Source organism: Pseudokineococcus basanitobsidens, assembly GCF_037482545.1.
In the GTDB taxonomy this organism is placed as follows: domain Bacteria; phylum Actinomycetota; class Actinomycetes; order Actinomycetales; family Quadrisphaeraceae; genus Pseudokineococcus; species Pseudokineococcus basanitobsidens.
Genome location: NZ_JBBIAA010000013.1, coordinates 25398 through 49800 on the forward strand (window position 1 = coordinate 25398; position 24403 = coordinate 49800).

22 protein-coding genes and 1 pseudogene are annotated in these 24403 nt (G+C 76.5%); 14 read left to right on the forward strand and 9 right to left on the reverse strand.

Annotated elements, in window-relative coordinates; translation table 11 throughout:
* Positions 1–45: 45 nt before the first annotated feature.
* The 5 genes from WDZ17_RS11465 to WDZ17_RS11485 all read right to left on the reverse strand — a co-directional run bounded on the left by WDZ17_RS11465 (position 46) and on the right by WDZ17_RS11485 (position 6294).
* On the reverse strand, positions 46–1227 hold the full coding sequence (locus tag WDZ17_RS11465; protein WP_339575293.1) for a glycerate kinase: 1182 nt from the start codon (positions 1225–1227) through the stop codon (positions 46–48).
* A gap of 45 nt (positions 1228–1272) precedes the next feature.
* Positions 1273–2772 (reverse strand): mannitol dehydrogenase family protein, encoded by a 1500-nt coding sequence (locus WDZ17_RS11470; protein ID WP_339575294.1) that lies wholly within the window; start codon positions 2770–2772, stop codon positions 1273–1275.
* Positions 2773–2878: 106 nt separating this feature from the next.
* Positions 2879–3793, reverse strand: coding sequence for a carbohydrate ABC transporter permease (locus WDZ17_RS11475; RefSeq protein WP_339575295.1), 915 nt, complete (start codon positions 3791–3793; stop codon positions 2879–2881).
* Positions 3793–4755: a carbohydrate ABC transporter permease gene (locus WDZ17_RS11480; protein WP_339575296.1), complete on the reverse strand. Its 963-nt coding sequence runs from the start codon at positions 4753–4755 to the stop codon at positions 3793–3795. Before WDZ17_RS11480 ends, WDZ17_RS11475 begins: the two co-directional genes overlap by 1 nt.
* Before the next feature lie 162 nt (positions 4756–4917).
* The gene (locus WDZ17_RS11485) at positions 4918–6294 is read right to left on the reverse strand and encodes an ABC transporter substrate-binding protein (protein WP_339575297.1); all 1377 of its coding nucleotides are present in this window, start codon (positions 6292–6294) and stop codon (positions 4918–4920) included.
* A gap of 235 nt (positions 6295–6529) precedes the next feature.
* Here WDZ17_RS11485 and purD point away from each other — a divergent pair, with 235 nt between their 5' ends.
* From purD to WDZ17_RS11505, 4 genes are all read left to right on the forward strand, one after another.
* Positions 6530–7903, forward strand: a complete 1374-nt coding sequence (gene purD / locus WDZ17_RS11490) for a phosphoribosylamine--glycine ligase (protein ID WP_339575298.1) — start codon at positions 6530–6532, stop codon at positions 7901–7903.
* Positions 7900–8859: a phosphoribosylaminoimidazolesuccinocarboxamide synthase gene (locus tag WDZ17_RS11495; protein ID WP_339575299.1), complete on the forward strand. Its 960-nt coding sequence runs from the start codon at positions 7900–7902 to the stop codon at positions 8857–8859. Before purD ends, WDZ17_RS11495 begins: the two co-directional genes overlap by 4 nt.
* Positions 8860–8916: 57 nt before the next feature.
* On the forward strand, positions 8917–10035 hold the full coding sequence (locus tag WDZ17_RS11500; RefSeq protein WP_339575300.1) for a DUF3500 domain-containing protein: 1119 nt from the start codon (positions 8917–8919) through the stop codon (positions 10033–10035).
* A 61-nt stretch (positions 10036–10096) separates the two neighbouring features.
* On the forward strand, positions 10097–11554 hold the full coding sequence (locus WDZ17_RS11505; RefSeq protein WP_339575301.1) for a dihydrolipoyl dehydrogenase family protein: 1458 nt from the start codon (positions 10097–10099) through the stop codon (positions 11552–11554).
* 164 nt (positions 11555–11718) lie between these two features.
* Here WDZ17_RS11505 and WDZ17_RS11510 read toward each other — a convergent pair whose 3' ends face one another.
* The gene (locus WDZ17_RS11510; RefSeq protein ID WP_339575302.1) at positions 11719–12282 is read right to left on the reverse strand and encodes a DUF1990 domain-containing protein; all 564 of its coding nucleotides are present in this window, start codon (positions 12280–12282) and stop codon (positions 11719–11721) included.
* Complete coding sequence (locus tag WDZ17_RS11515) at positions 12279–12935, reverse strand: MBL fold metallo-hydrolase (RefSeq protein ID WP_339575303.1); 657 nt, start codon at positions 12933–12935, stop codon at positions 12279–12281. The genes WDZ17_RS11510 and WDZ17_RS11515 overlap by 4 nt, the downstream gene beginning before the upstream one ends.
* 152 nt (positions 12936–13087) lie before the next feature.
* Between WDZ17_RS11515 and WDZ17_RS11520 the strand changes: the two genes are divergently transcribed.
* The 5 genes from WDZ17_RS11520 to WDZ17_RS11540 all read left to right on the forward strand — a co-directional run bounded on the left by WDZ17_RS11520 (position 13088) and on the right by WDZ17_RS11540 (position 16850).
* Positions 13088–13732, forward strand: coding sequence for a thioredoxin-like domain-containing protein (locus WDZ17_RS11520; RefSeq protein ID WP_339575304.1), 645 nt, complete (start codon positions 13088–13090; stop codon positions 13730–13732).
* A gap of 2 nt (positions 13733–13734) precedes the next feature.
* Positions 13735–14415: a DUF305 domain-containing protein gene (locus tag WDZ17_RS11525; RefSeq protein WP_339575305.1), complete on the forward strand. Its 681-nt coding sequence runs from the start codon at positions 13735–13737 to the stop codon at positions 14413–14415.
* 163 nt (positions 14416–14578) lie between these two features.
* Complete coding sequence (purS, locus tag WDZ17_RS11530) at positions 14579–14866, forward strand: phosphoribosylformylglycinamidine synthase subunit PurS (protein ID WP_339575306.1); 288 nt, start codon at positions 14579–14581, stop codon at positions 14864–14866.
* Positions 14863–15570 carry a phosphoribosylformylglycinamidine synthase subunit PurQ gene (gene purQ, locus WDZ17_RS11535; RefSeq protein ID WP_422631967.1) on the forward strand — a complete coding sequence of 236 codons (708 nt, stop codon included), beginning with the start codon at positions 14863–14865 and terminating at the stop codon, positions 15568–15570. The genes purS and purQ overlap by 4 nt, the downstream gene beginning before the upstream one ends.
* A 65-nt stretch (positions 15571–15635) precedes the next feature.
* A complete protein-coding gene (locus tag WDZ17_RS11540; protein ID WP_339575308.1) occupies positions 15636–16850 on the forward strand; it encodes a glycoside hydrolase family 15 protein in 1215 nt (404 codons plus the stop codon).
* Between the two features lie 27 nt (positions 16851–16877).
* Here WDZ17_RS11540 and WDZ17_RS11545 read toward each other — a convergent pair whose 3' ends face one another.
* Complete coding sequence (locus WDZ17_RS11545) at positions 16878–17816, reverse strand: M15 family metallopeptidase (RefSeq protein WP_339575309.1); 939 nt, start codon at positions 17814–17816, stop codon at positions 16878–16880.
* A gap of 159 nt (positions 17817–17975) precedes the next feature.
* On the opposite strand from WDZ17_RS11545, the gene purL reads away from it, so the two are divergent.
* The 5 genes and pseudogenes from purL to purM all read left to right on the forward strand — a co-directional run bounded on the left by purL (position 17976) and on the right by purM (position 24063).
* Positions 17976–20333, forward strand: a complete 2358-nt coding sequence (gene purL, locus WDZ17_RS11550; protein ID WP_339575310.1) for a phosphoribosylformylglycinamidine synthase subunit PurL — start codon at positions 17976–17978, stop codon at positions 20331–20333.
* Between the two features lie 2 nt (positions 20334–20335).
* Entirely contained in the window at positions 20336–20716 is a 381-nt protein-coding gene (locus WDZ17_RS11555) for a sterol carrier family protein (RefSeq protein ID WP_339575311.1), read from the forward strand.
* 53 nt (positions 20717–20769) lie between these two features.
* Positions 20770–21057, forward strand: a complete 288-nt coding sequence (locus WDZ17_RS11560; protein ID WP_339575312.1) for a hypothetical protein — start codon at positions 20770–20772, stop codon at positions 21055–21057.
* A 198-nt stretch (positions 21058–21255) separates the two neighbouring features.
* Positions 21256–22722: pseudogene (purF, locus tag WDZ17_RS17505) on the forward strand (amidophosphoribosyltransferase); the annotation flags it as partial.
* A 222-nt stretch (positions 22723–22944) separates the two neighbouring features.
* Entirely contained in the window at positions 22945–24063 is a 1119-nt protein-coding gene (gene purM, locus WDZ17_RS17510; RefSeq protein WP_422631968.1) for a phosphoribosylformylglycinamidine cyclo-ligase, read from the forward strand.
* Positions 24064–24145: 82 nt separating this feature from the next.
* Here the strand turns inward: purM and WDZ17_RS11570 are convergent, their stop codons facing one another.
* Positions 24146–24340, reverse strand: coding sequence for a DUF3073 domain-containing protein (locus tag WDZ17_RS11570; protein ID WP_339575314.1), 195 nt, complete (start codon positions 24338–24340; stop codon positions 24146–24148).
* Positions 24341–24403: the final 63 nt, after the last annotated feature.

Sequence of the window (24403 nt, forward strand, 5' to 3'; positions counted from 1 at the left end):
GGCGCGCGGGGCGGGGCTCGGCGCGCGCGTCGTCCGCCGGCGAGGTCAGGACGGGACCGTCCCGGTCGCCCTGCCGGAGCCGCCCGTCCGGCGGGCCAGCCGCGTGACCCGCTCCGCGAGGTCGGCCAGCAGGGCGGCGGCGCCGGTCTGCAGGTCGTCGAGCGTCGCCGCGCCCGGGGCGATGCTGAACGCGGCGTCGACGCCGGCGGCGGCGAGCTCGGCCGGAGGGACGGCGACCCGTCCGGCGAGCACGACGACGGGCGCTGCGGCGCAGGCCGGCTCGGCGCGCACGGCCCGCGCGACGCCGTCGACGACCTTGCCCTGCAGCGACTGGGGGTCGCAGGAGCCCTCACCGGTGACGACGAGGTCGGCGCCGGCTGCGAGCGCCTGCGGCAGACCGGCCTCGGCGAGCACGAGCGGTGCGCCGGGCTCCAGGGAGGCGCCGAGCACCGCGACGACCGTCGCGGGCGCCCCGCCGGCGGCGCCGCAGCCGGGCCGGTCGGCGACGGCGACCCCGGTCGCCTCCTCGAGCACGGAGGCCAGCCGGCCCAGCCCTGCCTCGAGCGCCGCGACGTCCTCGGGCGTCGCCCCCTTCTGCGGCCCGTAGACGGCCGCGGCCCCGCGCGGGCCGAGCAGCGGGTTCGTGACGTCGCAGGCCAGGCGCCAGCGCGCCGCCCGTGCCCGGGGGTGCAGGTCGGTGAGGTCGAGCCGGGCGAGCCGGGCGAGCGCCCCGCCCCCCGGCGGGAGCTCCTCGCCGTCCGCGTCGAGGAACCGGGCGCCGAGGCCGGCGAGCAGCCCCGCGCCGCCGTCCGTCGTCGCGCTGCCGCCCAGGCACAGGACGACCTCCTGCGCGCCGGCGTCGAGCGCCGCGGCGAGCAGCGCGCCCGTCCCCAGGGTCGAGGCCTCCCGCGGCCGGGCGGGGGCGTCCTGCACACCGGGGAGACCGCTGGCGGCGGCGACCTCCACGACCGCCGTCGAGCCGTCGGCCGAGAGCCCCCACGCGGCCTCGCACCGGCGTCCCAGCGCGTCCGTCGTCGTCTGCTCCCGCAGCCGCGTGCCCCAGGCGTCGGCGAGGCAGGCCGCCGTCCCCTCGCCGCCGTCCGCCACCGGCAGGACGACGACGTCCGCCCCCGGGGCGGCGGCGCGCACGCCCGCCGCCACCGCCTCGCCCGCCTCCCGTGTCGTCAGCGACCCCTTGAAGGAGTCCACCGCCACGACGACGCGCACGGGTGGACCCTACGGAGCCGGCGCGGGCCGTGCCGGGGCCCCGGCTCAGCCGCGGCCGGCCGCCATGTGCTCCTCGAGCGTCGCCCGGGCCCCCTTCTCGTGCAGGGACGCGAGCGCCTCGCGGTACGGCGTCGTGAAGGCCTCCTGCTCGGCGAGGTCGCCGAAGAGGTCCTCGTCGCGCAGGAAGGCGAGGTCGTCGCCCTCGAGCTGGGCCTTCGCCGCCGCCGTCCGCCCCTCGGCGTCCGCGTCGACGACCTCGATCGCCTCGCCCTGCTCGTCGACGCCCTCCGCGTACCGGGCCCACGCCGCGACGACCAGCGCCGAGTGCCGCACGGACCGGCCCGCGGCGAGGTCGTCGCGCACCACCGGCAGCAGCCAGGTCGGGATGCGGTTGCTCGAGTCGGCGCAGAGCCGCGCGAGGGTGTCCCGCACCTCGGGGTTGGCGAAGCGCTCGACGAGCCCGGGCTTGTAGGCGTCGAGGTCCACCCCCGGGACGGGCTGCAGCGTCGGCGTCGCCTCCTCGTCCATGTAGGCGAGGAGGAAGTCCGCGAAGAGCTGGTCCGAGCAGACCTCGTGCGCGTAGCGGAGGCCGGAGAGGTAGCCCAGGTAGCACAGCGCCTGGTGGCTCGCGTTGAGCAGCCGGAGCTTCATCATCTCGTAGGGGTGCACGTCGTCGACGACCTGGACGCCCACCTCCTCGAGCGGCGGCCGGCCGGAGGCGAAGCGGTCCTCGAGCACCCACTGGACGAAGGGCTCGCTGACCACGGGCCAGGCGTCCTCGACGCCGAAGCGCTCCGTGACGGCCGCACGGTCGGCGTCCGTCGTGACGGGCGTGATGCGGTCGACCATGGAGTTGGGGAAGGGCACCTCCGCCTCGAGCCAGTCGGCGAGGTCCCCGCCCGTCCGCTGCTCCCGCTCGCGGGCGTAGGCGGTGATCATCTTGTGCGCCACGTCGCCGTTGCCGGCGATGTTGTCGCAGGACATCACGGTGAAGGCGGGCACGCCGCGCTCCCGGCGTCGGCGCAGCGCCTCCGTGACGAAGCCGAAGGTCGTCACCGGTGCGGACTCCCCGGCCAGGTCCTGCTGGAGCTTCGGGTCCCGGGTGTCGAGCTCGCCGGTGACCGGGTGCACGTGGTAGCCGCCCTCGGTGACCGTGAGGGAGACGATCCGGGTGGCCGGGTCGGCCATCTTCTCCAGCACGGCCTCGGGGTCGGCGGGCGCGAAGAGGTAGTCGACGATCGACCCGACCACGCGGGGCTCGTACGTGCCGTCCGGGTGCTTGAGGACGAGCGTGTACAGGTGGTCCTGGTCGGCCATGATCCCGGCCATCTTCTCGTCGGCGGGCAGGACGCCGACGCCGCAGATGCCCCAGTCGAGCGCCTTCCCCGCGTCCATGAGGCGGTCCAGGAACATCGCCTGGTGCGCGCGGTGGAAGCCCCCGACGCCGAAGTGGACGATCCCCGTCGTCACGGCCGCGCGGTCGTAGGTCGGCACGGGCAGCGACGGGTCCAGCGAGGTCAGCGTCGCGGCGGACAGGGCGGTCATCGAGGTCCTCCGAGGTGGGGAGCGGTGGTGGGAGCAGCACGGCCCGGCGCCCCAGGGGCACCGGGCCGTGCGGTCGGTCAGCGGGGCTCGGTCGGCGCGGGAGCCGTCACTTGACGGCGCCCAGGGACAGGCCCTGGACGAGCTTGTCCTGCGCGGCGAAGCCGGCGATGAGGACGGGCAGCGACACGATCGTCGCCGCGGCGGAGACCTGCGCGAGGAACAGCCCCTGGCTCGTCACGAAGCTCGTGAGGAACACGGGCGCCGTCCCGGCCACGACGGCCGTCAGCGAGCGGGCCAGCAGCAGCTCCTGCCAGCTGAAGATGAAGCAGATCAGCGCGGTGGCGGCGATGCCCGGCATCGCGACCGGGGCGACGACGCTGCGCAGCGTCCGGATGAGCCCCGCCCCGTCCAGCTGCGCCGCCTCGAGCATCTCGACGGGCACCTCGGCGAGGAACGACCGCATCATCCACACGGCGATCGGCAGGTTCATCGCCGTGTAGAGGATGATGAGCAGCCCGATCTGGTCGATCGCGCCGGACCAGATCGCGAACAGGTACAGCGGGAGCACGGCGGCGACGATCGGCAGGAAGCGCGTCGAGAGCAGGAAGAACAGGACGTCCGACCACTTCTTGATCGGCCGGATCGACAGGGCGTACGCCGCGGGGATCGCCAGCACGAGGACCACGACGGTCGAGACGACCGAGGCCGTCGCGGAGTTGATCAGCGAGGGCCAGGCGTTGGCGTTGCTGAAGAAGCTCCGGTAGCCGTCCAGCGTGAGCGGCGCGAAGAGGGACGGCGGGTTGGTGGCGGCGTCCACCTCGCTGTGGAACGAGGTGAGCACCATCCACAGCGCGGGGACGGCGAAGAGCAGGCCGACGACCCAGGCGACGATGCCCCAGAAGGGGTTGGGCCGGCTGAGGGGGGAGTTCTTGCGGTACTCCTGGCGCGCCGGCGCCGCGTCGGCCTCGGCGGCGGTCGCCGCCGGGCTGACCTCCTGCCGGGTCCTCTCGGTGGAAGCCATCAGCTGTCCTCCTTCAGCAGCGACGAGACCGAGCGCAGGGCGAAGGTCGCCACGATGATCGTGCCGATGACGACGATGACGCCCTGGGCGGCGGCGAGGCCGTAGTCCTGCCGCACGAAGAAGGTCTGGTAGATGGTGTACGGCAGGTTGGCGGTGCCGAGGGCGCCGGACGTCATGGTGAAGACGTAGTCGAAGTTCTGGACGATGAAGATGGCGCCGAGCGTCGCGCCGAGCTCGATGTAGCGGCGCAGGTGCGGCAGCGTGATGTAGCGGAACGCCTGGACGGCGCTCGCGCCGTCCACCTTGGCGGCCTCGAACGCCTCGCCCGGCCGGCTCTGCAGACCGGCCAGCAGGATCAGCATCATGAACGGCGTCCACTGCCAGATCAGCGCCACCTCGATGGACGCGAGGGGGAACTGCGTCAGCCACGCCACCTGCGGCGGGTTGTCGCTGCCGAAGAGGCTCCACACCCAGGTGAGGACGCCGTTGATGAAGCCGTAGCTGGGGTTGAGCATCGCGTGCTTCCACAGCAGCGCCGCGGCGACCGGGACGATGAGGAACGGCGCGATCATCAGCGTGCGGACGATGCCCCGGCCGAGGAACGTGCGGTCAAGCAGCAGTGCGATGGCCAGCCCGAGGAGCAGGCTCACGCCCACGACGACGACCGTGAGGATCACCGTCGTGATGACCGACGACCGCAGCTCGGCGTCCGAGAAGACCTCGGCGTAGTTGCCGAAGCCGGCGAAGCCCCGCTCGTTGGGGCGCAACGCCTCCCAGCTCATGAACGAGATGACGATCGTCGAGACGAACGGGAGCTGGGTGACGATGATGACGAAGACCAGCGCGGGCAGCAGCGGTGCGCGGCGCGTCCACCCGGCCTTGCGCGACGCCGTGCGCTGCTGCTGCGGTGCCGGGTCCTGCAGGACGGTCCGCTGCTCCGCGGTCGTCTCGCTGGCGCTCATGGGCTCTCCTGGGGTGGGAGGGAAGGGCGGCGACGAGAGCTCTCCGCCAGGAGCGCCCCCGTGCCCCCCGGTCGGCGGGGCTGGGGCCGGCCCCGCCGCGGAGGCGGGGCCGGCCCTCGTCATGACCCGAGGGTCATCCGTTCACGACTGCCGAGCGAGCGCTCAGCCGTCCTCCTTGTAGCGGTCGCCGACCGCCTGCGCCTGCTCCTGGCCCTGGTCCAGGGTCTCCTGCACCGACCCCTGGCCGGCGATGTTCGAGCTGATGTTCTCCGAGATGCCGGTGGCGAGGTCGGCGAACTCCGGGATGGCGACGAACTGGATGCCGGGCGCCGGCCGGGGCTGCACGCCCGGGTCGTTGGGGTCGGCCGACGAGATGGCCTGCTCGGTCGCCTCGGCGAAGGGGCCGGCCACGTCCAGGTAGTCCTGGTTCTCGTAGGTCGAGCTGCGCTTGCCGGCCGGCACGCGGGACCAGCCGAGCTGGTCGCCGACCAGCTCCTCGTACTCCTGGCTGGAGGCCCAGGAGATGAACTCCCACGCCGCGTCCTGCTTCTCCGACGCCGCCTGCACGCCCCAGGCCCAGCTGTACAGCCAGCCGGAGGAGTCCGTCTCCACGACGGGAGCCGGTGCGTAGCCGATCTTCCCGGCGACGGGCGAGCCGTCCGCCTCGAGCGAGCCGGCCGCCGAGGTCGCGTCGTACCACATGGCCGTGCCGCCCTGCGTCATGGCGTTGAGGCACTCGGTGAAGCCGGCCTGCGCCGCGCCCGCCTCGCCGTGCTGCTGCACGAGGTCGACGTAGAACTGCGTGGCCTCGACGAACTCGGGCGAGTTCACCTGGGCGTCCCAGTTCTCGTCCCACCAGGTCCCGCCGAAGGTGTTGACGACGGTGGTGAGGGGCGCGAAGACCTGGCCCCAGCCCGGGAGGCCGCGCAGGCAGATGCCGCGGGTGCCGCTGGGGTCGTCGATCTGCGCCGCCAGGTCGGCGACCTCCTGCCACGTCGGGTTCTCCGGCATGGTCAGCCCGGCGGCGTCGAACAGGTCCGTGCGGTACATCAGGAAGGACGACTCGCCGTAGAAGGGCTCGGCGTAGATCTCGCCGTCGACGGTCAGCCCGTCGGCGATGGGCTGGAGGATGTCGCTCTGGTCGAAGTCCGCGTCGTCGTTCGCGTACTGGGTGAGGGGCGCGAGCCACTCGTTGGTCGCGTAGAACGGGACCTCGTAGTTGCTGATGGTGGCCACGTCGTACTGGCCGGCCTGCGCCGCGAAGTCCTGCGCGATCTGGGCGCGGACGTCGTTCTCGGGCTGGACCGTGAAGTTGACCTGGATGCCGGTGTCGGCGGTGAAGTTGTCCGCCGTCAGCTGCTGCAGGTCCTCCATCTGCGGGTTGTTCACCATGATGACGCTGATGCTCTGGGCGTCGCCGTCCTCGCCACCACCGCCGCCACCGCCACCTCCGCCGCCGGCACCGCCGCACGCCGAGGTGGCGAGGGCGACCGTCGTGAGGGTGGCGAGGGCGAGGGGGGCACGTCGTCGTGCGGTCATGCGGGCGTGTCCTTCCGGAGAACCGTGAGTGGTCGTCGCCTCGCCGGTGAGGCACTCCCTCGTGCCGGCGTCGCGTCGGGAGGCGGCGCGCTGCCGCGCCGCCTGCGGCAGAAGGAGACAGGGGCCGGGGCCCGGGTGTCAAGGACTTCTCTCGATTGTGACCGAAGCCCGCTCAGATGAGCGGGCGTCCGCGTCGGCGTGACCGCCGTCCCGGGTGGCCCCTACGCTCGCCGCCGTGCGCGTCCTCGTGGTCGGGTCCGGTGCTCGCGAGCACGCCCTCGCCGTCGCCCTCGCCGGTGACGAGGACGTCGAGGAGGTGCTCGTCGGGCCGGGCGGTCCCGGCCTCGCGGACGTGGCCGAGGTGGTCCCGCTCGACCCGCTCGACGGCACCGCCGTCGCCGCCCTGGCGAGCGCTCGCGGCGTCGACCTCGTGGTCGTGGGCCCCGAGGCGCCGCTCGTCGCCGGGGTGGCGGACGCCGTGCGGGCGGCCGGGGTGGACTGCCTGGGCCCCTCGGCGGCCGCCGCGCGGCTCGAGGGCAGCAAGGCCTTCGCCAAGGAGGTCATGGCCTCCGCCGGCGTCCCGACGGCGAGGGCGCACGTCTGCACGGACGCGGCCCAGGTGGCCGCCGCCCTCGACGCCTTCGGCGCGCCGCACGTCGTCAAGGACGACGGTCTCGCGGGCGGCAAGGGCGTCGTCGTCACGCCGGACCGGGACGAGGCGCTGGCCCACGCACGGGCCTGCCTGGACGGCCGCCCCGGGACGGGGGCGCACGCGGTGGTCGTGGAGGAGTTCCTCGACGGGCCCGAGGTCTCCCTGTTCGTGCTCTGCGACGGCCGGGACGTGCTCCCCCTGGCGCCCGCGCAGGACGCGAAGCGGCTCCTCGACGGCGACCGGGGCCCGAACACCGGTGGCATGGGCGCCTACTCGCCGTTGCCGTGGGCGCCCGAGGGCCTCGTGCGCGAGGTGGTGGAGCGGGTGGCGCAGCCGGTCGTCGACGAGATGGCGCGCCGCGGCACGCCCTTCTCGGGGGTCCTCTACTGCGGGCTGGCGCTGACGTCCCGGGGCGTGCGGGTCGTCGAGTTCAACGCCCGCTTCGGCGACCCCGAGACGCAGGTCGTCCTGCCCCGGCTGCGCACGCCGCTCGGCGCGGTCCTGCGGGCGGCCGCCACCGGCCGGCTGCGCGAGCTCGAGCCGCTCACCTGGTCGCCCGACGCCGCGGTGGCCGTCGTGCTCGCGGCGCCGGGGTACCCCGGGGACCCACGCAGCGGCGGCGCGGTCACCGGGGTCGAGGCCGCTGCGGCGGTCCCGGGCGCCCGGGTCCTGCACGCGGGCACGGCGCGCGGGCCGGACGGCGGCCTCGTCGCCGCCGGCGGGCGGGTGCTCTCGGTCGTGGGCACGGGGGGCTCGCTCGCGCAGGCACGCGCCTGCGCCCACGCCGCGCTCGCCGAGGTCCGGCTCGACGGCGGGCAGCACCGCGGCGACATCGCCGCGGCCGCCGTCGCCCAGGACGCCGCCGACCCGGGCCCCGCCGACCCGGGCCCCGTCGACCCGGGCCCCGTCGACCCGGGCCCCGTCGACCAGGGCCCCGTCGACCGGGCTCGCGCATGAGCGCCGCCGCGGGCGGTGCCCCGGAGCTGCCCGGCTGGCGGCACGTGCGCTCGGGCAAGGTCCGCGACCTCTACGAGCCGTCCGCGGGCGCGCCGGGGGAGGGCGACCTGCTGGTCGTCGCCAGCGACCGCGTCAGCGCCTTCGACCACGTGCTCCCCACCCCCGTCCCCGACAAGGGCGCCGTGCTGACCGCCCTGAGCCTGTGGTGGTTCGAGCGCCTGGCGGACGCCGGGCTCGGCGTGCCCGACCACGTGCTGTCGGCCGTCGTCGGCCCTCCGGACGCCTCCAGCGGCGTGCCGGCCGAGGCGGCCGGCCGCGCGGTCCGCTGCCGGCGCCTGGACATGCTCCCGGTGGAGTGCGTGGCGCGCGGCTACCTCACCGGCTCGGGGCTCGCGGACTACCGCGCCACGGGGGCCGTCTGCGGCGTCGAGCTGCCCGACGGGCTCGAGGACGGCTCACGGCTGCAGGCGCCGGTCTTCACCCCGGCCACGAAGGCCGAGGTGGGCCACGACGAGAACGTGAGCCTCGCCGTCGTCGCCGAGCAGCTCGGCCCCGTGCTCGCCGAGCGGGTGCGCGAGGTGACGCTCCGCCTGTACGCGATCGGCGAGGAGATCGCCCGGGGGCGTGGTGTCCTGCTCGCCGACACGAAGATCGAGCTCGGCCTCCCGCCCGGGGTGGCGGCGTCCTCGCCCGAGGCGCCGGGGGCGCTCGTGCTCGGGGACGAGGTGCTGACGCCCGACTCCGCGCGCTTCTGGGACGCCGCCTCGTGGGCGCCCGGCCGCACCCAGCCGAGCTTCGACAAGCAGTACGTCCGGGACTGGCTGCGCTCGGACGCCTCCGGCTGGGACCGGTCGTCCGACGCGCCCCCGCCCCCGCTCCCGGACGACGTCGTCGAGGCCACCCGCGGCCGGTACGTCGAGGCGTACGAGCGGATCACCGGGCGCACCTGGGCCTGACCCCCCGGTCCGTCGTCCCCGGTCGCCCGAGCGGCGCGGCCGGGCGACGGTGTGGCCATGAGCAGCGCGGCCCACCCGGCCCGGGCGACCGGACCGACCACCGGACCGACCACCGGATCGACCACCGGATCGACCACCGGGCCGCCGCCGGACCCGACGACGGCGGCCGCCTGCGCCGGGGCCGCCCGCGACCTGCTCGCGGCGCTGGACCCCGAGCAGCGCGACCTGCTCGCCCGCCCGCTCGACGACCCCGACCGACGGCGGTGGACGTACGTCGACGGGCGCCACCCCGGTCTCGTCCTGGGCGACCTCCGGGGGGCGGCGCAGGAGGCCGCGCTGGCCCTGCTGGCGAGCGCCGGTGACGCGCGTCCGGGCGGCTCTGGGGTCGTGCGCGGCGCCGTCGAGCTCGAACGGGTCCGGCAGGACCTCGCCGCCGAGCACGTCGCGGCGGGCACCCCGCTCGACCCGCCGTCGCTGGAGGGGCGGGTCGACCGCGACCCGTACGCCCTGAGGCTGGAGGGCCGGCCCGGGGACGCCGCCTGGGGCTGGCGCGTCAGCGGCCACCACCTCGCCGTGCACGTCGCCCTCGTCGACGAGCGCGTGCACGTGACACCGCACTTCGTCGGCGCCCAGCCCGCCGTCGTGCCGCGCGGCCCGCGCGACGGGTGGCGGCTGCTGGGCCCGGAGGAGGACCTCGCCCGCGACGTCCTCGCCGCCCTGGACGGCGACCGGCTCGCGGTCGCGCGCCCCTCCGGCGTCGCCCCCGCCGACGTGCTGACCGGCGCCGACCCGGTGGCCGACCCGGTGGCGCTCCCGGCCGGGCTCGCGCACCGCGACATGCCGCCGCCGGCGCGGGCCTCGCTCGAGGCGCTGCTGGCGCGCTACCTGTCCAGGGCGCCGGCCGCCTACGCCGCCGCGTGCTGGGAGGAGCTCGTGGCCGACGACCTCGGCGCGGTGGAGATGACGTGGCTCGGGTCCCTCGCCCGCGGCGAGGGGTACTACTACGCCGTCCGGGCGCCGAGCCTGCTCCTCGAGCTGGACTGCACCCAGCACGGCGCCGACCACGTGCACTCGGTCTGGCGGCACCTGCGGGACGACTTCGGCGGCGACCTGCTGCGCGACCACCTGCGCTCGGACCACGCCGAGGGCCGCAGCCGCGCTCACCCGCACGGGTAGGGCCCCACCACGGGCGGGCCGACGAGGTGCCGCGACGGCCACGCTCGGGCAGGGTCGGGGCATGAGCGAGAGCACCCAGCAGGCGGCAGCGGACGAGCGCGAGGTCGACGTCGTCGTGATCGGGGGCGGGTCGACGGGGGAGAACGTGGCCGACCGGGCGCACCGGGGCGGGCTGGAGCAGGTGGTCCTCGTCGAGGACGAGCTCGTCGGCGGCGAGTGCTCGTACTGGGCGTGCATGCCCAGCAAGGCGTTGCTGCGGCCGACGGCGGCCCTCGCCGCGGCCCGACGCGTGCCCGGTGCGGCCGCCGCGGCGGACGGCGAGCTCGACGTCGCCGCCGTCCTGACGCGCCGCACGTCCTTCACGAGCGACTGGGACGACTCCAGCCAGGTGCAGTGGGTCGAGGGCGCCGGCTTGGAGCTCCTGCGCGGGCGTGCCCGACTGGACGGGCCGCGCCGGGTCGTCGTCACGGCGTCCGACGGCACGACGACGACGCTCGTCGCCCGGCACGGCGTCGTCGCGGCCGTGGGGTCGACGCCCTCGGAGCCGCCGATCGACGGCCTCGACGGGGTCCCGCACTGGACGAGCCGGGAGGCGACCTCGGCCACGTCCGTGCCCCCGCGGCTGCTCGTCCTCGGCGCCGGGGTCGTCGGCAGCGAGATGGCCACGGCCTACCGGCGCCTCGGGGCGGAGGTCACCCTCGTCGCCGGCTCCGCGGTGCTCTCGGCGTTCGAGCCGCGGGCCGGCGAGCTCGTCGCCGACGCGCTGCGCGCCGAGGGCGCCGAGGTCGTCACCGGGTCCCGCGCCACCGCCGTCGAGCGTGACGGCGACGACGGCGAGGTCCGCCTCACCCTCGACGACGGGCGGGTCCTCGTCGGGGACGAGCTGCTCGTCGCCACCGGCCGGAAGCCCCGGACCGGCGACCTGGGCCTGGAGACGGTCGGGCTGGAGGCCGGGCAGGCCCTGGACATCGACGCCTCGGGTCTCGTCGCGGGTGTCGACGGGCGGTGGTTCTACGCGGCGGGCGACGTCACGGGCCTCGCGCCGCTCACCCACATGGGCAAGTACGCCGCCCGCGCCGTCGGCGACGTGCTCGCGGCCCGGGCCCGCGGCGAGGCGACGGACGAGCCCGCGCCGTGGACCCCGTACGCGACGACGGCGCTGCGCCAGGCCGTCCCGCAGGTCGTCTTCACCGACCCCGAGGTCACGTCGGTCGGGATGACGGCGCAGCAGGCCCGCGACGCCGGGATCGACGTCCGCGCGGTCGAGCTGGACCTCTCCGTCGCCGGCTCGGCGCTGCAGGCCGACGGGTACACCGGCTGGGCGAGCCTCGTCGTCGACGAGGACCGGCACGTCCTCGTCGGCGCGACCTTCGTCGGCCAGGACGTCGCCGAGCTCCTGCACTCGGCGACGGTCGCCGTGGTCGGCGAGGTCCCGCTGGAGCGGCTCTGGCACGCCGTGCCCAGCTACCCGACGATCAGCGAGGTCTGGCTCCGCCTGCTGGAGTCCTACGGGCTCTGACCCGGTCCGCCGCTGACGGCCCGCCCCGGCCGGGGCGGGNGGAGCGGCTCTGGCACGCCGTGCCCAGCTACCCGACGATCAGCGAGGTCTGGCTCCGCCTGCTGGAGTCCTACGGGCTCTGACCCGGTCCGCCGCTGACGGCCCGCCCCGGCCGGGGCGGGCCGTCAGCGCGCGAGCAGCCGCCCGGCGCGCAGGTACCGCGCGACGGCCACCCGCTGGACGAGGCGGGCCAGCGGGCTCACGAGCCGCGCGGGCGCCCAGGCGAGCCGGGAGCGCGAGGTGACCGTGAGGACGACGGCGTCGTCGGCGCGGTGCTCCACGAGGAACGTCTCCTCCCCCTCCTCGGGGTGCGGCCGCAGCGCGACGTAGGTGAAGCCGGCGCGGCGGGGCTCGTCGACGACCTCGCCCACGCGGCACAGCGCCACGAGCAGGCCCCCCGGCCCGACCGTCTGGCGGACGAGGACGTCCGGCGCCGCCCGCGGCGTCGCGGTCGGGACGTGGACGCCGGCCAGCCGCTGCACGTCCCACCCCAGCAGCCCGGCGCGGGCGCGCGCGAAGGCCCGGCCGCCGTGCCCGACGACCCGGCTGACGTGCGTGCGCTGCCACCCCGGCCCCCAGCCCGGGTGGACGTCGTCCCCGAGCCCGTCCCCGAGCCCGTCCCCGAGCCCGTCACCGGACCCGTCCTCGAGCCCCTCGTCGCCGCGGTCGGCGGCCGTGCCCTCGCTCACGCGGTCGGCACCTCGGTGGCGCCCGCGCCGGCCAGGTCGAGCACCTGCGTCCGCCCCGGCCCGAGGGCGTCCACCTGCCGCAGGTACACCGCCCGACCGGGGGCGGAGACGATCGCGTCGTGGACCGGCACGACGAGCCGCGGCGCCACCGCCCGGACGAAGGCCACGGTCTCGCGCAGCGACGTCCACGGCGCCGTCAGCGGCAGGGCGAGGACGTCGACGTCCTCGGGCGTCTCGGCGTAGGCGTCGCCGGGGTGGAAGAGGACGGGCTCGCCGTCGCCGCCGAGGACCACCCCGACGTTCCCGACGCGCGGCACGTCCTCGTGGATGAGCGCGTGCTCGCCGCCGACGGCCCGCAGCGTCAGGCCGGCGACCTCCGTCGTCGTCCCCGGCGCGAGGGCGTCCGCGCCCCAGCGGTCGTCCTGCGCCGTCTGCGGCTCGAAGAGCAGCCGGGCGCCGGGGTTCGCGTCCCGCAGGGCCTCGAAGCGGCCCTCCGCCGGGTCGAGGTGGTCGGGGTGGGCGTGCGTGACGACGACGGCGTCGAGGTCGCGCAGCCCCTCCCAGCCGGGCGTGAAGGCGCCCGGGTCGAGCAGGACGCGGGCGCCCCCCGCCTCGACGAGCAGGGTCGAGTGGCCGAGGTGGGTCAGGCGCATGCCGCCAGCGTGGCACCGGAGCCGGCGTCCGGCTCCGCCGGGGCCCGACGGGGCGGGGGCGCCGCGCCCGCACGGGGCGCCCCCGGTCCCGGTGCGACCATGGGGGCCGGACGAGCCGGCCGTCCCCCGCGGCCGACGACACGAGGAGACCCGTGGCCCAGCAGCCCAGCCCCCGACGCGAGCGCGCCGCGCGCGCGGCCGAGCTCCGCGAGCAGCAGCAGCGCCGCGACCGCCGGCAGCGCCGCCTCGTGGTCGGCGTCACGGCCGGCGTCGTCGTGGCCCTGGCCGTCGCCGTGACCGTCGTCATCACGCTCACGCGGGACGACCGCGCCGCGGAGCAGGCCGCGCTCGCGGCGCCGGTGGACGGCGTCCGGACCTTCGAGGACCTCGCGCGCGACCACGTGGCCGGAGAGGTCGACTACGCGCAGACGCCGCCGGTGGGCGGCGAGCACGACGCCGTGTGGCAGGACTGCGGCGTCTACGACCGGCCGCTGGTCGACGAGCACGCCGTCCACGCGCTGGAGCACGGCGCGGTCTGGATCACCTACGACCCGTCGCTGCCGGCGGAGCAGGTGGACGAGCTCGTCGCCGCGGCCGAGCCGTACGACTACACGCTCGTCAGCCCCTACGAGGGCCTGCCGAGCCCGGTCGTCCTGTCCGCGTGGGGCGTCCAGCTCGCCGTCGACGACGCCGCGGACGAGCGGGTCGCCCCCTTCCTCAGCCAGTACGTCCAGGGGGAGCAGACGCCCGAGCCCGGGGCGCCGTGCACCGGCGGCACGAGCGCGACGGCGTCCTGAGCGTGCTCGCCGACCGGACGACGCGCGTCGTCCTCGTCGCCGGCGGCGCGCTGTCGGCCGGGCTGCTGCTGGTCCTGGGGGTGCTGCTCGGGCTCCACTGGGGCCCGGCGCGCGACGTCCCGGCGGCCGGCTCGGTGGACGCCGGGTTCGCCCTCGACATGCAGGCGCACCACCGCCAGGCCGTGGAGATGTCGTCGCTCGTCCTCGACCGCACCGACGACGAGGCCGTGCGCACCCTCGCCCGGGACATCCAGCTGACGCAGCAGCAGCAGGCCGGCCAGATGTACGGCTGGCTGGAGCAGTGGGGACTCGGCCAGGGACGGACCGAGCCGGTGATGGGCTGGATGGTCGGGGCGGACGTCGCGGGGGGCGTGGCCGGGCACCACACGGCCGAGGTGCCCGCCGACGGCCTGGGCTCCGTGGCCGCCATGCCGGGGATGGCGAGCGACGCGCAGATGGCGGCGCTCGCGGCGGCCGACGGGGAGGGGGCGGAGCGGCTCTACCTCCAGCTGATGGCGACCCACCACGTCGCGGGGGTCGAGATGGCGCAGGTCGCCGCCGCCGAGGCGTCGGACCCGCAGGTGCGCCACCTCGCGGGGGCGATGGCCCGGGGGCAGCGGTCCGAGCTCACGGTGCTCCGCGACCTGCTCGCCGAGCGCGGAGGTCCGGTCGAGGGCGTCTGACCCCGGCGGGGCTCCGGGCCGGGGTGCCGGCTTTCCCCCTCTCCCGACGTCGGCGACGACGTCCGGCTGTGGCGGGAGGAGCCGACGTCGGCGACGACGTCGGGCTGTCGCGGCTCCGAGGCGCACATCAGCGCTGGTCGCCGGCCCCGGTAACGTCCGCGGCATGGGTCGCGTCGTCGTCGAGGTCATGCCGAAGCCCGAGATCCTGGACCCGCAGGGCAAGGCCGTCGCCGGCGCCCTGCCGCGTCTGGGCTTCGGGGGGTTCACGGGCGTCCGCCAGGGCAAGCGCTTCGAGCTGGAGGTCGACGGCGAGGTGACGCCCGAGGTGCTCGAGGAGGCCGCGCGCGCGGCCGAGGTGCTGCTGTCCAACCCCGTCATCGAGGACGTCGTCCGCGTCGCGCCGGTCGAGGCCGACGCCGCGACGACCACGCTCGCCGGCGGGAGCGCCTGATGGCCCGCGTGGGCGTCGTCACCTTCCCCGGCTCGCTCGACGACGGCGACGCCGCCCGCGCCGTCCGCCTCGCCGGGGGCGAGCCGGTGCGCCTCTGGCACGGCGACGCGGACCTGCGCGGGGTCGACGCGGTCGTCCTGCCCGGGGGCTTCTCCTACGGCGACTACCTGCGGTGCGGCGCCATCGCCCGGTTCGCCCCGGTGATGGAGCCCCTCGTCGACGCCGCCCGCGGCGGCCTGCCCGTCCTCGGCATCTGCAACGGCTTCCAGGTGCTCTGCGAGGCGCACCTGCTGCCGGGCGCCCTCGTGCGCAACGACCACCGGACGTTCCGGTGCACCGACCAGCGGCTGCGCGTCGAGAACGCGGGCACCGCGTGGACGCACGAGTACGAGACCGGCGAGGAGGTCGTCGTCCCGCTGAAGAACGGCGAGGGCGGCTACCTCGCCGACGAGCGGACGCTCGACGAGCTCGAGGCGGAGGGACGGGTCGTGCTGCGCTACGTCGTCCCGGACGGCGGGCGCAACCCCAACGGGAGCGCCCGCGACATCGCCGGGGTGACGAACGCGGCGGGGACCGTCGTCGGGCTCATGCCGCACCCCGAGCACGCCGTCGAGGCGGGGTTCGGACCGGACCCGCGGACGGGGACCGCCGGCACCGACGGCCTGCGCCTCTTCTCCTCCGCGCTGCGCCGCCTCGTGGCCTGACCCCTCCGGGGCACCGGTCGCCGCGGGGCGGACCGCGCGGGCGGGCCGCTGCGTAGCCTGCGGAGGTGCCGCCCCGCCGACGAGGTCCCCGCGCCCGCCGGCTCGTCGCGGCCGCGGTGGGTCTCGGGCTCCTCGCCGGCTGCGCCCCGACGCGGGCGGCGCCCGTCCCGGTCGCGACCGGGGGGCTCCTCAACGACGAGAGCTGGCATGACCACGCAGCCGTCCCCGGCGGCCGGACGCCCCCCGGCCTCGTCCCCGGGGCCGACGGCCCCTTCGCGGACATGGGCGCCGACGCCCTGCTGGACCTCCGGCGCCTCACCCAGGACGACGGCGCGACGCTCGCCGGGCCGGTCGGCATCTGGCGGTACTCCTGGCCGCGGGACGCCGCCTTCGCCGCCGCGGCCCTCGCCGTCACCGGCCACGACGACGAGGCGGCGCGGGTGCTCGGGTTCATGCAGGACGCCCAGTCGCCCGACGGGTCCTTCGAGGCCCGCTACACCCTCGACGGCGCCGGGCCGCCGGACGACCGGCCCCGGCAGGACGACGGCGCCGGGTGGCTGCTGTGGTCGGCGGACGTCGCGACGCGGTGCCCCGCCGGCACGCCGGTGCAGGCCCTGCGCCCGCTCGTCGTGCGCGGCACCGACCACCTGCTCGCGCTGACCGACGGCGGGCGCCGGCTGCCGCCGCCGTCGCCGGACTACTGGGAGGTCGAGGAGTCCCGGACGACGCTGGGCTCGGCGGCGCCCGTGCTCGCCGGCCTGCAGGCGGGGCAGCGGCTGCTGGGGCGCCTCGGCGAGGTCGAGCGCGCGCAGGCGGCCGGCGCGGCCGCCGACCGGCTGGAGCTGGAGGTCGCGGCGGCCTTCGCGCCCCGGGGCTACCAGCGCTACGCCACCGGCGGGGGCCACGACGCGGCCACCGCGATGCTGCTGCCGCCCTTCGTCGAGGGGGGTGACGTCGACGGCGTCCGCGCAGCGCTCGAGGACTACGCGACGACGGCGCTGCGCCCGGCGGGAGGCCTCGCCCCCGGCGCGGGGTGGAAGCAGGACGGCACGTCGTGGACGCCCGAGGTGGCCCTCGTGGCGCTCGCCTCGGCGCACGTGGGGGACGAGGCGGGCGCGCGGCGCTGGCTCGCGTGGCTGGACGCGCACCGCACGGGGTGGGGAAGCCTGCCGGAGAAGGTCCGTGCCGACGGCAGCCCCGCCGGACCGGCACCGCTGGGCTGGACCGCCGCCGGCGTCGTCCTCACCCTCGCGGAGCTGGACGACGCACCGCGCTGCTGACACGGGGCCCCGCGGGCGGTGCGGACGTCAGACCGGCCGCGGACGGAAGCCCCAGTGCCAGGGCTCCCCGGGCACGGTCTCGGCGAAGCCGTAGCGGCCCGCGTTGTCCCGCATCCAGGACTGCGCGCGGCCGTCGAGCTGCAGGTCCACGGCCATGCCCCAGCCGTGGCTGCTCGTGCCCGGGGCGGCGGCCAGGCCGCCCTGGCTGCGCAGGCCCTTGCGGGCGGCCATGTCGACCTGGTCGGTGTACGAGCGGTAGCTGTCGTTGACGCCGAGGCGCACGCCGTCGGCCCGCGCGGCGGCGCTCATCCGGTCGAACGCCGCAGCAGCCGGCGCCCACAGGCGCTCGCCGGAGCCGGCGCCACCGATCTCCACGAGCTGCTTCTCGGGCACCTTCCCGTTGCCGTAGGCCTTGAGGTCGAGCGGCACGCCCTTCGCGTCGACCGTCCCCGCACCGGGGACGGGGGCGGCGACGGGAGCGCTCGCGGGCGTCGGGGCGGCGACGCCGCGGACCGCGGCGGCTCCGGTCGTGGCGGCCGCCGCGGTGGCGGGGGCGGACCGGTCACCGGCGAGCGAGGCGAGCAGCTGGGCCAGGCCGTCGGCGGACAGCGACGTCGTGGTCGTGGTCGTGTACGCGGGCTCCGCGGTGGTACCCGTCGCGGGGGTTCCCGTCACGGGGGGGCTCGTCGCGGGGAGGCCCGCCGGTGCCGCGGTGCCGCCGAGCAGCGCCGCGAGCGGGTCGGGGGCGCCGGTCGTCGAGGCGGTCGTGGTCGCCGCGCCCCCCAGCTGCTGCGCCAGGACGTCGGAGAAGGCGGACGACGTCCCGGCGCCCGAGGCCCCGGCCGGCGAGCCGCTCGTGGACGCCGACGACACGGACGACGCCGTGACGAGACCGCCCGGGGACAGCGCCGCCACCTGGGACTGCAGGCTCGCCATGCGCGCGGTGATGCCGCTGATGCCCTCCACCCCCCGGTCCTCGGCAGGTCCGGCCTCCGACCTGAGCGCTGCGGGACCTGTCGTGGACGAGGTGGCAGCACCTCCCTCCGTTCTTGCGCGCCGAGAGGCGGCCACCTGCGCCGGTCGCTCGGCGGTCGCCCGCGTCCCCGCGCTCGGTAACCTGCCCGCATGGCGCAGCCGACCTCGACCGACGCCCCCGGGAGCCCCTCCTCGAGCCGGTCGAGCGGCGGCTCCGGGACGCCGGTCACCGGCCTCGACACCGTCGCCCGGGCGGGCGCGACGCCCGACGTCGCCCAGCCGTGGCGCGAGCTCGGCCTCCGCGAGGAGGAGTACGGGCGCATCCGCGAGATCCTCGGCCGCCGCCCCACCTCCGCCGAGCTGGCCATGTACTCCGTCATGTGGAGCGAGCACTGCTCCTACAAGTCCTCCAAGGTGCACCTGCGCCAGTTCGGCGAGAAGACCACCGAGGCCATGCGCGAGCACCTCATGGTCGGCATCGGCGAGAACGCCGGCGTCGTCGACGTCGGCGACGGCTGGGCCGTCACCTTCAAGGTGGAGAGCCACAACCACCCGAGCTTCGTCGAGCCGCACCAGGGCGCGGCCACGGGCGTCGGCGGCATCGTCCGCGACATCCTCGCGATGGGGGCCCGCCCGGTCGCGGTGATGGACCAGCTGCGCTTCGGCGCGGTCGACCACCCCGACACCGCGCGCGTCGTCCACGGCGTCGTCGCCGGGGTCGGCGGCTACGGCAACTGCCTGGGGCTGCCCAACGTCGGCGGCGAGGTCGTCTTCGACACCGTCTACCAGGGCAACCCGCTCGTCAACGCGCTCGCCGTCGGCGTCATGCGGCACGAGGACCTCCACCTCGCCAACGCCACCGGCGCCGGCAACAAGGTCGTCCTCTTCGGCGCCCGCACCGGTGGCGACGGCATCGGCGGCGTGTCCGTGCTGGCCTCGGAGACCTTCGACGCCACGGGCCCGGCCAAGCGCCCGAGCGTCCAGGTGGGCGACCCCTTCGCCGAGAAGGTGCTCATCGAGTGCTGCCTCGAGCTGTTCGGCGCCGGCCTCGTCGAGGGCATCCAGGACCTCGGCGGGGCCGGCCTGTCCTGCGCGACCTCCGAGCTCGCGAGCGCCGGCGACGGCGGCATGCACGTCGAGCTCGACACCGTGCTCCTGCGCGACCCCTCGCTCAGCTGCGAGGAGATCCTCATGAGCGAGAGCCAGGAGCGGATGATGGCCGTCGTCCGCCCCGAGCACCTCGACCGGTTCCTGGAGGTCGTGCGGCGCTGGGACGTCGAGACGAGCGTCGTCGGCGAGGTCACGGGGACGGGCCGGCTCGTCATCACGTGGCGGGGCGAGGTCGTCGTCGACGTGCCGCCGCGCACCGTCGCCCACGACGGCCCCGTCTACGAGCGTCCCTACGCCCGCCCGTCGTGGCAGGACGCGCTGCAGGCCGACACCGCGGCCGCCCTGCCGCGCCCGACGTCGGGGGAGGAGCTGCGGGCGACGCTCCTGCGCCTCGTCGCCTCGCCGAACCTCGCCGACAAGGGCTGGGTCACCGACCAGTACGACCGCTACGTGCTCGGCAACACCGCGCTCGCGACGCCCGACGACGCCGGCGTGGTCCGCGTCGACGAGGCCACCGGGCTCGGCGTCGCGGTCTCCACGGACGCCAACGGCCGCTACGGCTACCTCGACCCCTACGCGGGCGCGCAGCTGGCGCTCGCGGAGGCCTACCGCAACGTCGCGACCGTCGGGGCGCGCCCGCTCGCCGTCACCGACTGCCTCAACTTCGGCAGCCCCGAGGACCCCGACGTCATGTGGCAGCTCCAGCAGGCGGTCACGGGCCTCGCGGACGCGTGCCAGGTCCTCGGCGTGCCCGTCACCGGGGGCAACGTCTCGCTCTACAACTCGACGGCGGACGTGCCCATCCACCCGACGCCCGTCGTCGGCGTGCTCGGTGTGCTCGACGACGTCGCCCGCCGCACGCCGTCCGGGTGGCGTGCGCCGGGGCAGGCGCTGTACCTGCTCGGCGCCACGCGGCTCGAGCTCGACGGCTCCGCGTGGGCGGAGGTCGAGCACGGCCACCTCGGGGGCCGGCCCCCGGCGGTGGACCTCGAGGCGGAGCGCCTGCTCGCCGACGTCCTCGTCAACGCGAGCCGGGACGGCCTCGTCGACGCGGCCCACGACCTGTCCGAGGGCGGGCTCGCGCAGGCGCTCGTGGAGGGGTGCCTGCGCTACGGCGTCGGCGCGCGGGTGTGGCTCGACGAGCTGCGCGAGCGCGACGGCGTCGACGCCGCGACGGCGCTGTTCAGCGAGTCGACGGCGCGCGTGCTCGTCTCCGTGCCGCGCTCGGAGGAGGTGCGCTTCACCGACGTCTGCGCCGCGCGCCGGCAGCCGGCGCTGCGGGTGGGGGTCGTCGACGAGGCGGGTGGCGCCCTGGACGTGCAGGGCCTGCTCTCCGTGCCGGTCGAGGAGCTGCGCGCCGTCTCGACCGCCACCCTGCGCGAGGCCTTCGGGGGCTGAGCGTGCCCGCCCGCCGTCGCATCCCCGCCGCGCGGGCCGCCGGCGCCGTGCGCGCCTGGGCCGCCGACCCCGCGGCCGCGGACCGCGGCGCGACGGCGCTCGCGGTCCGGGGGTCGCTGGAGGAGCTCGCCGAGCGCGTGCCCGGGAACAGCGTCGAGGTGCGGGTCCCGCCGTTCGGGGTGGCGCAGTGCGTCGAGGGCCCGCGGCACACCCGGGGGACGCCGCCCAACGTCGTCGAGACGGACGCGGCCACGTGGCTCGGCCTGGTCACGGGGGCGCTCGGCTGGGACGAGGCCGTCCGCAGCGGTCTCGTCTCCGCGAGCGGGCTGCGTGCCGTGCTGGGCGAGCACCTGCCGCTGTGGCGGCTCACCGACCGCTCCTGACCGCTCCTGACCGGGCTCCCGGGCCGGCGGGGCCCGCGGGTAGCGTCGAGCGCGTGAGCGAGGAGGAGACGCCGGCCGGACGTCCGGCGCCGACCGCCGAGGAGCTCGCCGGCGCCGAGCGCGTCCGGTACCGCCGACGTCCGCGCTACCGCGTGCTCGTGGGGCTGGGCCTCCTCGTGGGCGCGGTCGTCGCCGCGGTCCTCACGACCACGGCGGTCGACACGCAGACCTACTCCCGTGCGGCGGTCTTCGGCTACCTGCTCGCCCTGCTCGGCCTCGTCGGCGGCCTGCTGGGCGGGCTCGTCGGCGTCGTGCTGGAGCGCCGGGGCCGACGGCGCTGAGGGCCCGCCGCAGGGACAGGAGGTCCGCCGTCCGAGGAGTCGGAGGCGTGCGGTGCGTGCGGTGCGCGGAGACGTCGGCCGCGGCGCCGCGTGGCACCGCGGCAGACCGGTGAGGTCGAGGCGGGGAACGCCACCGCGTCCGTGCGGGACGGGTGCGAGGCGTCCGGGCGGCGTCGCCCCCTGTGCCACCATGACGCCGTGCCCGGTGGCGACGGACGGCTGACCCACGACCTGATGCCCGGCGAGAGGGGGCCGCAGGACGCCTGCGGGGTCTTCGGCGTCTGGGCCCCCGACGAGGACGTCGCCCGTCTGACGTACTTCGGCCTCTACGCGCTGCAGCACCGCGGCCAGGAGTCGGCGGGGATCGCGGTGAGCACGGGCACCCAGCTGCTCGTCTACAAGGACATGGGCCTCGTGTCCCAGGTGTTCGACGAGCCGGCGCTGCGGGCGCTGCAGGGACGCCTGGCCATCGGCCACACCCGCTACTCGACGACGGGGGCGAGCCGCTGGGAGAACGCCCAGCCGACGCTCGGGGCCACCGCCACGGGGACGGTCGCCCTCGGCCACAACGGCAACCTGACGAACAGCCACGCGCTGCGCGAGATGGTCGCCGAGATGGGGGGTGCCCGCGGCGAGACCGCCGGCAGCGGCGAGCTCGCCCGCGGCAACACGACGGACACCGCGCTGGTCACGGCGCTGCTGGCCGGCCACCCGGACCGGACCCTCGAGGCGACCGCGGCCGAGGTGCTCCCTCTCCTGGAGGGCGCCTTCAGCCTCGTCTTCATGGACGAGCGCACCCTCTACGCCGCGCGGGACCGGCACGGCATCCGGCCCCTCGTCCTCGGCCGCCTGGAGCGGGGCTGGGTCGTGGCGAGCGAGACGGCGGCACTCGACATCGTGGGCGCCAGTCTCGTCCGGGAGGTCGAGCCCGGGGAGCTCGTCGCCGTCGACGCCGACGGGCTGCGCAGCACCCGCTTCGCCGAGGCGGCGCCCAAGGGGTGCGTCTTCGAGTACGTCTACCTGGCGCGGCCCGACACGACGATCTCCGGCCGCGTCGTCCACGCGGCCCGGGTCGAGATGGGGCGTCGGCTGGCGGCCGAGCACCCGGTCGAGGCCGACCTCGTCATCCCGACCCCGGAGTCGGGGACGCCCGCCGCCATCGGGTACGCCGAGGCCTCGGGCATCCCCTACGGCCAGGGCCTCGTCAAGAACGGCTACGTGGGGCGGACCTTCATCCAGCCCGACCAGACCATCCGGCAGCTCGGGATCCGGCTGAAGCTCAACCCCCTGCGCGACGTCATCCGCGGCCGGCGGCTGGTCGTCGTCGACGACTCGATCGTGCGCGGCAACACCCAGCGGGCGCTGGTGCGGATGCTGCGCGAGGCGGGTGCGGCGGAGGTGCACGTGCGGATCTCCTCGCCGCCGGTGACGTGGCCCTGCTTCTACGGCATCGACTTCGCCAGCCGCGCCGAGCTGGTCGCCGCCGGCCTCGGCGTCGAGGAGATCCGCAGCAGCATCGGGGCGGACAGCCTCGGGTACATCTCGCACGACGCGATGGTGGAGGCGACGCAGCAGCCCGCCGACCGGCTCTGCTCGGCCTGCTTCACCGGCGAGTACCCCGTCGCCCTGCCCGACGCCCACCGCCTCGGCAAGCACCAGCTGGAGCTCGGCCTCACCGGGCTCCAGGAGGACGCGGTGACGGGCTCGGGGGGGGGGGGGGGAAGGGGAGNAGTACCCCGTCGCCCTGCCCGACGCCCACCGCCTCGGCAAGCACCAGCTGGAGCTCGGCCTCACCGGGCTCCAGGAGGACGCGGTGACGGGCTCGGCGACGGCGGCCCCGAGCGGCGCCGTGAAGGACGCCGCGGGCGCCGTCGCCGGGTCGGCGCGGTGAGCGGGGCCGCTCCCGCCGCCGGGACGACGTACGCGGCGGCCGGCGTCGACGTCGAGGCGGGCGACCGCGCCGTCGCGCTCATGCGGGCGGCGGTCGCGCGCACGCACGGCCCCGAGGTGCGCGGGGGGATCGGCGGGTTCGCCGGCCTCTACGACGCGAGCGCCCTCACCGGCATGCGCCGCCCGCTGCTGGTGAGCAGCACCGACGGCGTCGGCACGAAGATCGCGGTGGCCCGGGCGATGGACGTCCACGACACCGTCGGCGTCGACCTCGTCGCGATGGTCGTGGACGACCTCGTCGTCTGCGGCGCCCGGCCGCTCTTCATGACCGACTACGTCGCCTGCGGCTCGGTGGTGCCCGAGCGGGTCGCCGACCTCGTCCGGGGCGTCGCCCGCGGGTGCGAGGAGACCGGCACGGCCCTCGTCGGCGGCGAGACCGCCGAGCACCCCGGGCTGATGGCGCCCGACGAGTACGACCTCGCCGGGGCGGCGACCGGGGTGGTCGAGGCCGACGACGTGCTGGGGCCGGACCGCGTGCGCGAGGGCGACGTCGTCGTCGCGATGGCCAGCTCGGGGCTGCACAGCAACGGCTTCTCGCTCGTGCGCAGGGTCGTCGCCGACGCCGGCTGGGGTCTCGAGCGCCACGTCGACGAGCTCGGCCGCACGCTCGGGGAGGAGCTCCTGGAGCCGACCCGGCTGTACGCGCGGCCGTGCCTGGACCTGGCCGCCGCCCTCGGCGGCGGCCTGCACGCGCTGAGCCACGTGACGGGCGGCGGTCTGGCGGCGAACCTGGGCCGGGTGCTGCCCGTCGGGCTCCAGGCGGTGGTGGACCGCTCCACCTGGGCGCCGCCGCCCGTCGTCGGCCTCGTCGCCCGTCTCGGTCGCGTGCCCACGGGCGACCTCGAGCGGACGCTCAACATGGGCGTGGGGATGGTCGCCGTCGTCGCGCCGGAGGACGCCGACCGCACGGTGGGCCACCTGGCGGGCTCGGGCACCCCCGCCTGGGTGCTGGGCCACGTGACCTCCGACGACGGCCGTCGCGGCGACGACGTGACCGCCGGGGCGAAGGGCGTCGACGGCGGGAGCGTCCGCACGACCGGCACGCAGAAGCGCTGACCCTCCCGTCGCCGGGGTGGTCAGCGCATCCGCTCGTCGGTGCCGGCGCCGCCCGGGTGGGCGTCGCCGCGAGGACCGTCGCTCAGCGGGAGGAGCCGGAGGCCCAGCCGTCGTAGCCGTCGTCCTCCTCGTCGGGGCGCTCGGGCTCCGGCGGTCGGTACGGCGAGCCCGGGTGCCCGAGCTCGCGCTCGAGGGACTTGTAGTCCGTCTCCGGGCTGTAGTACTTGAGCTGGCGAGCGACCTTGGTCTGCTTCGCCTTCTGACGGCCGCGCCCCATGGCGTCGACCCCCTCTGAACGTCGTGCCGGGGCAGGCCGTCGCGACGGCGGCCCCGGGGCCTG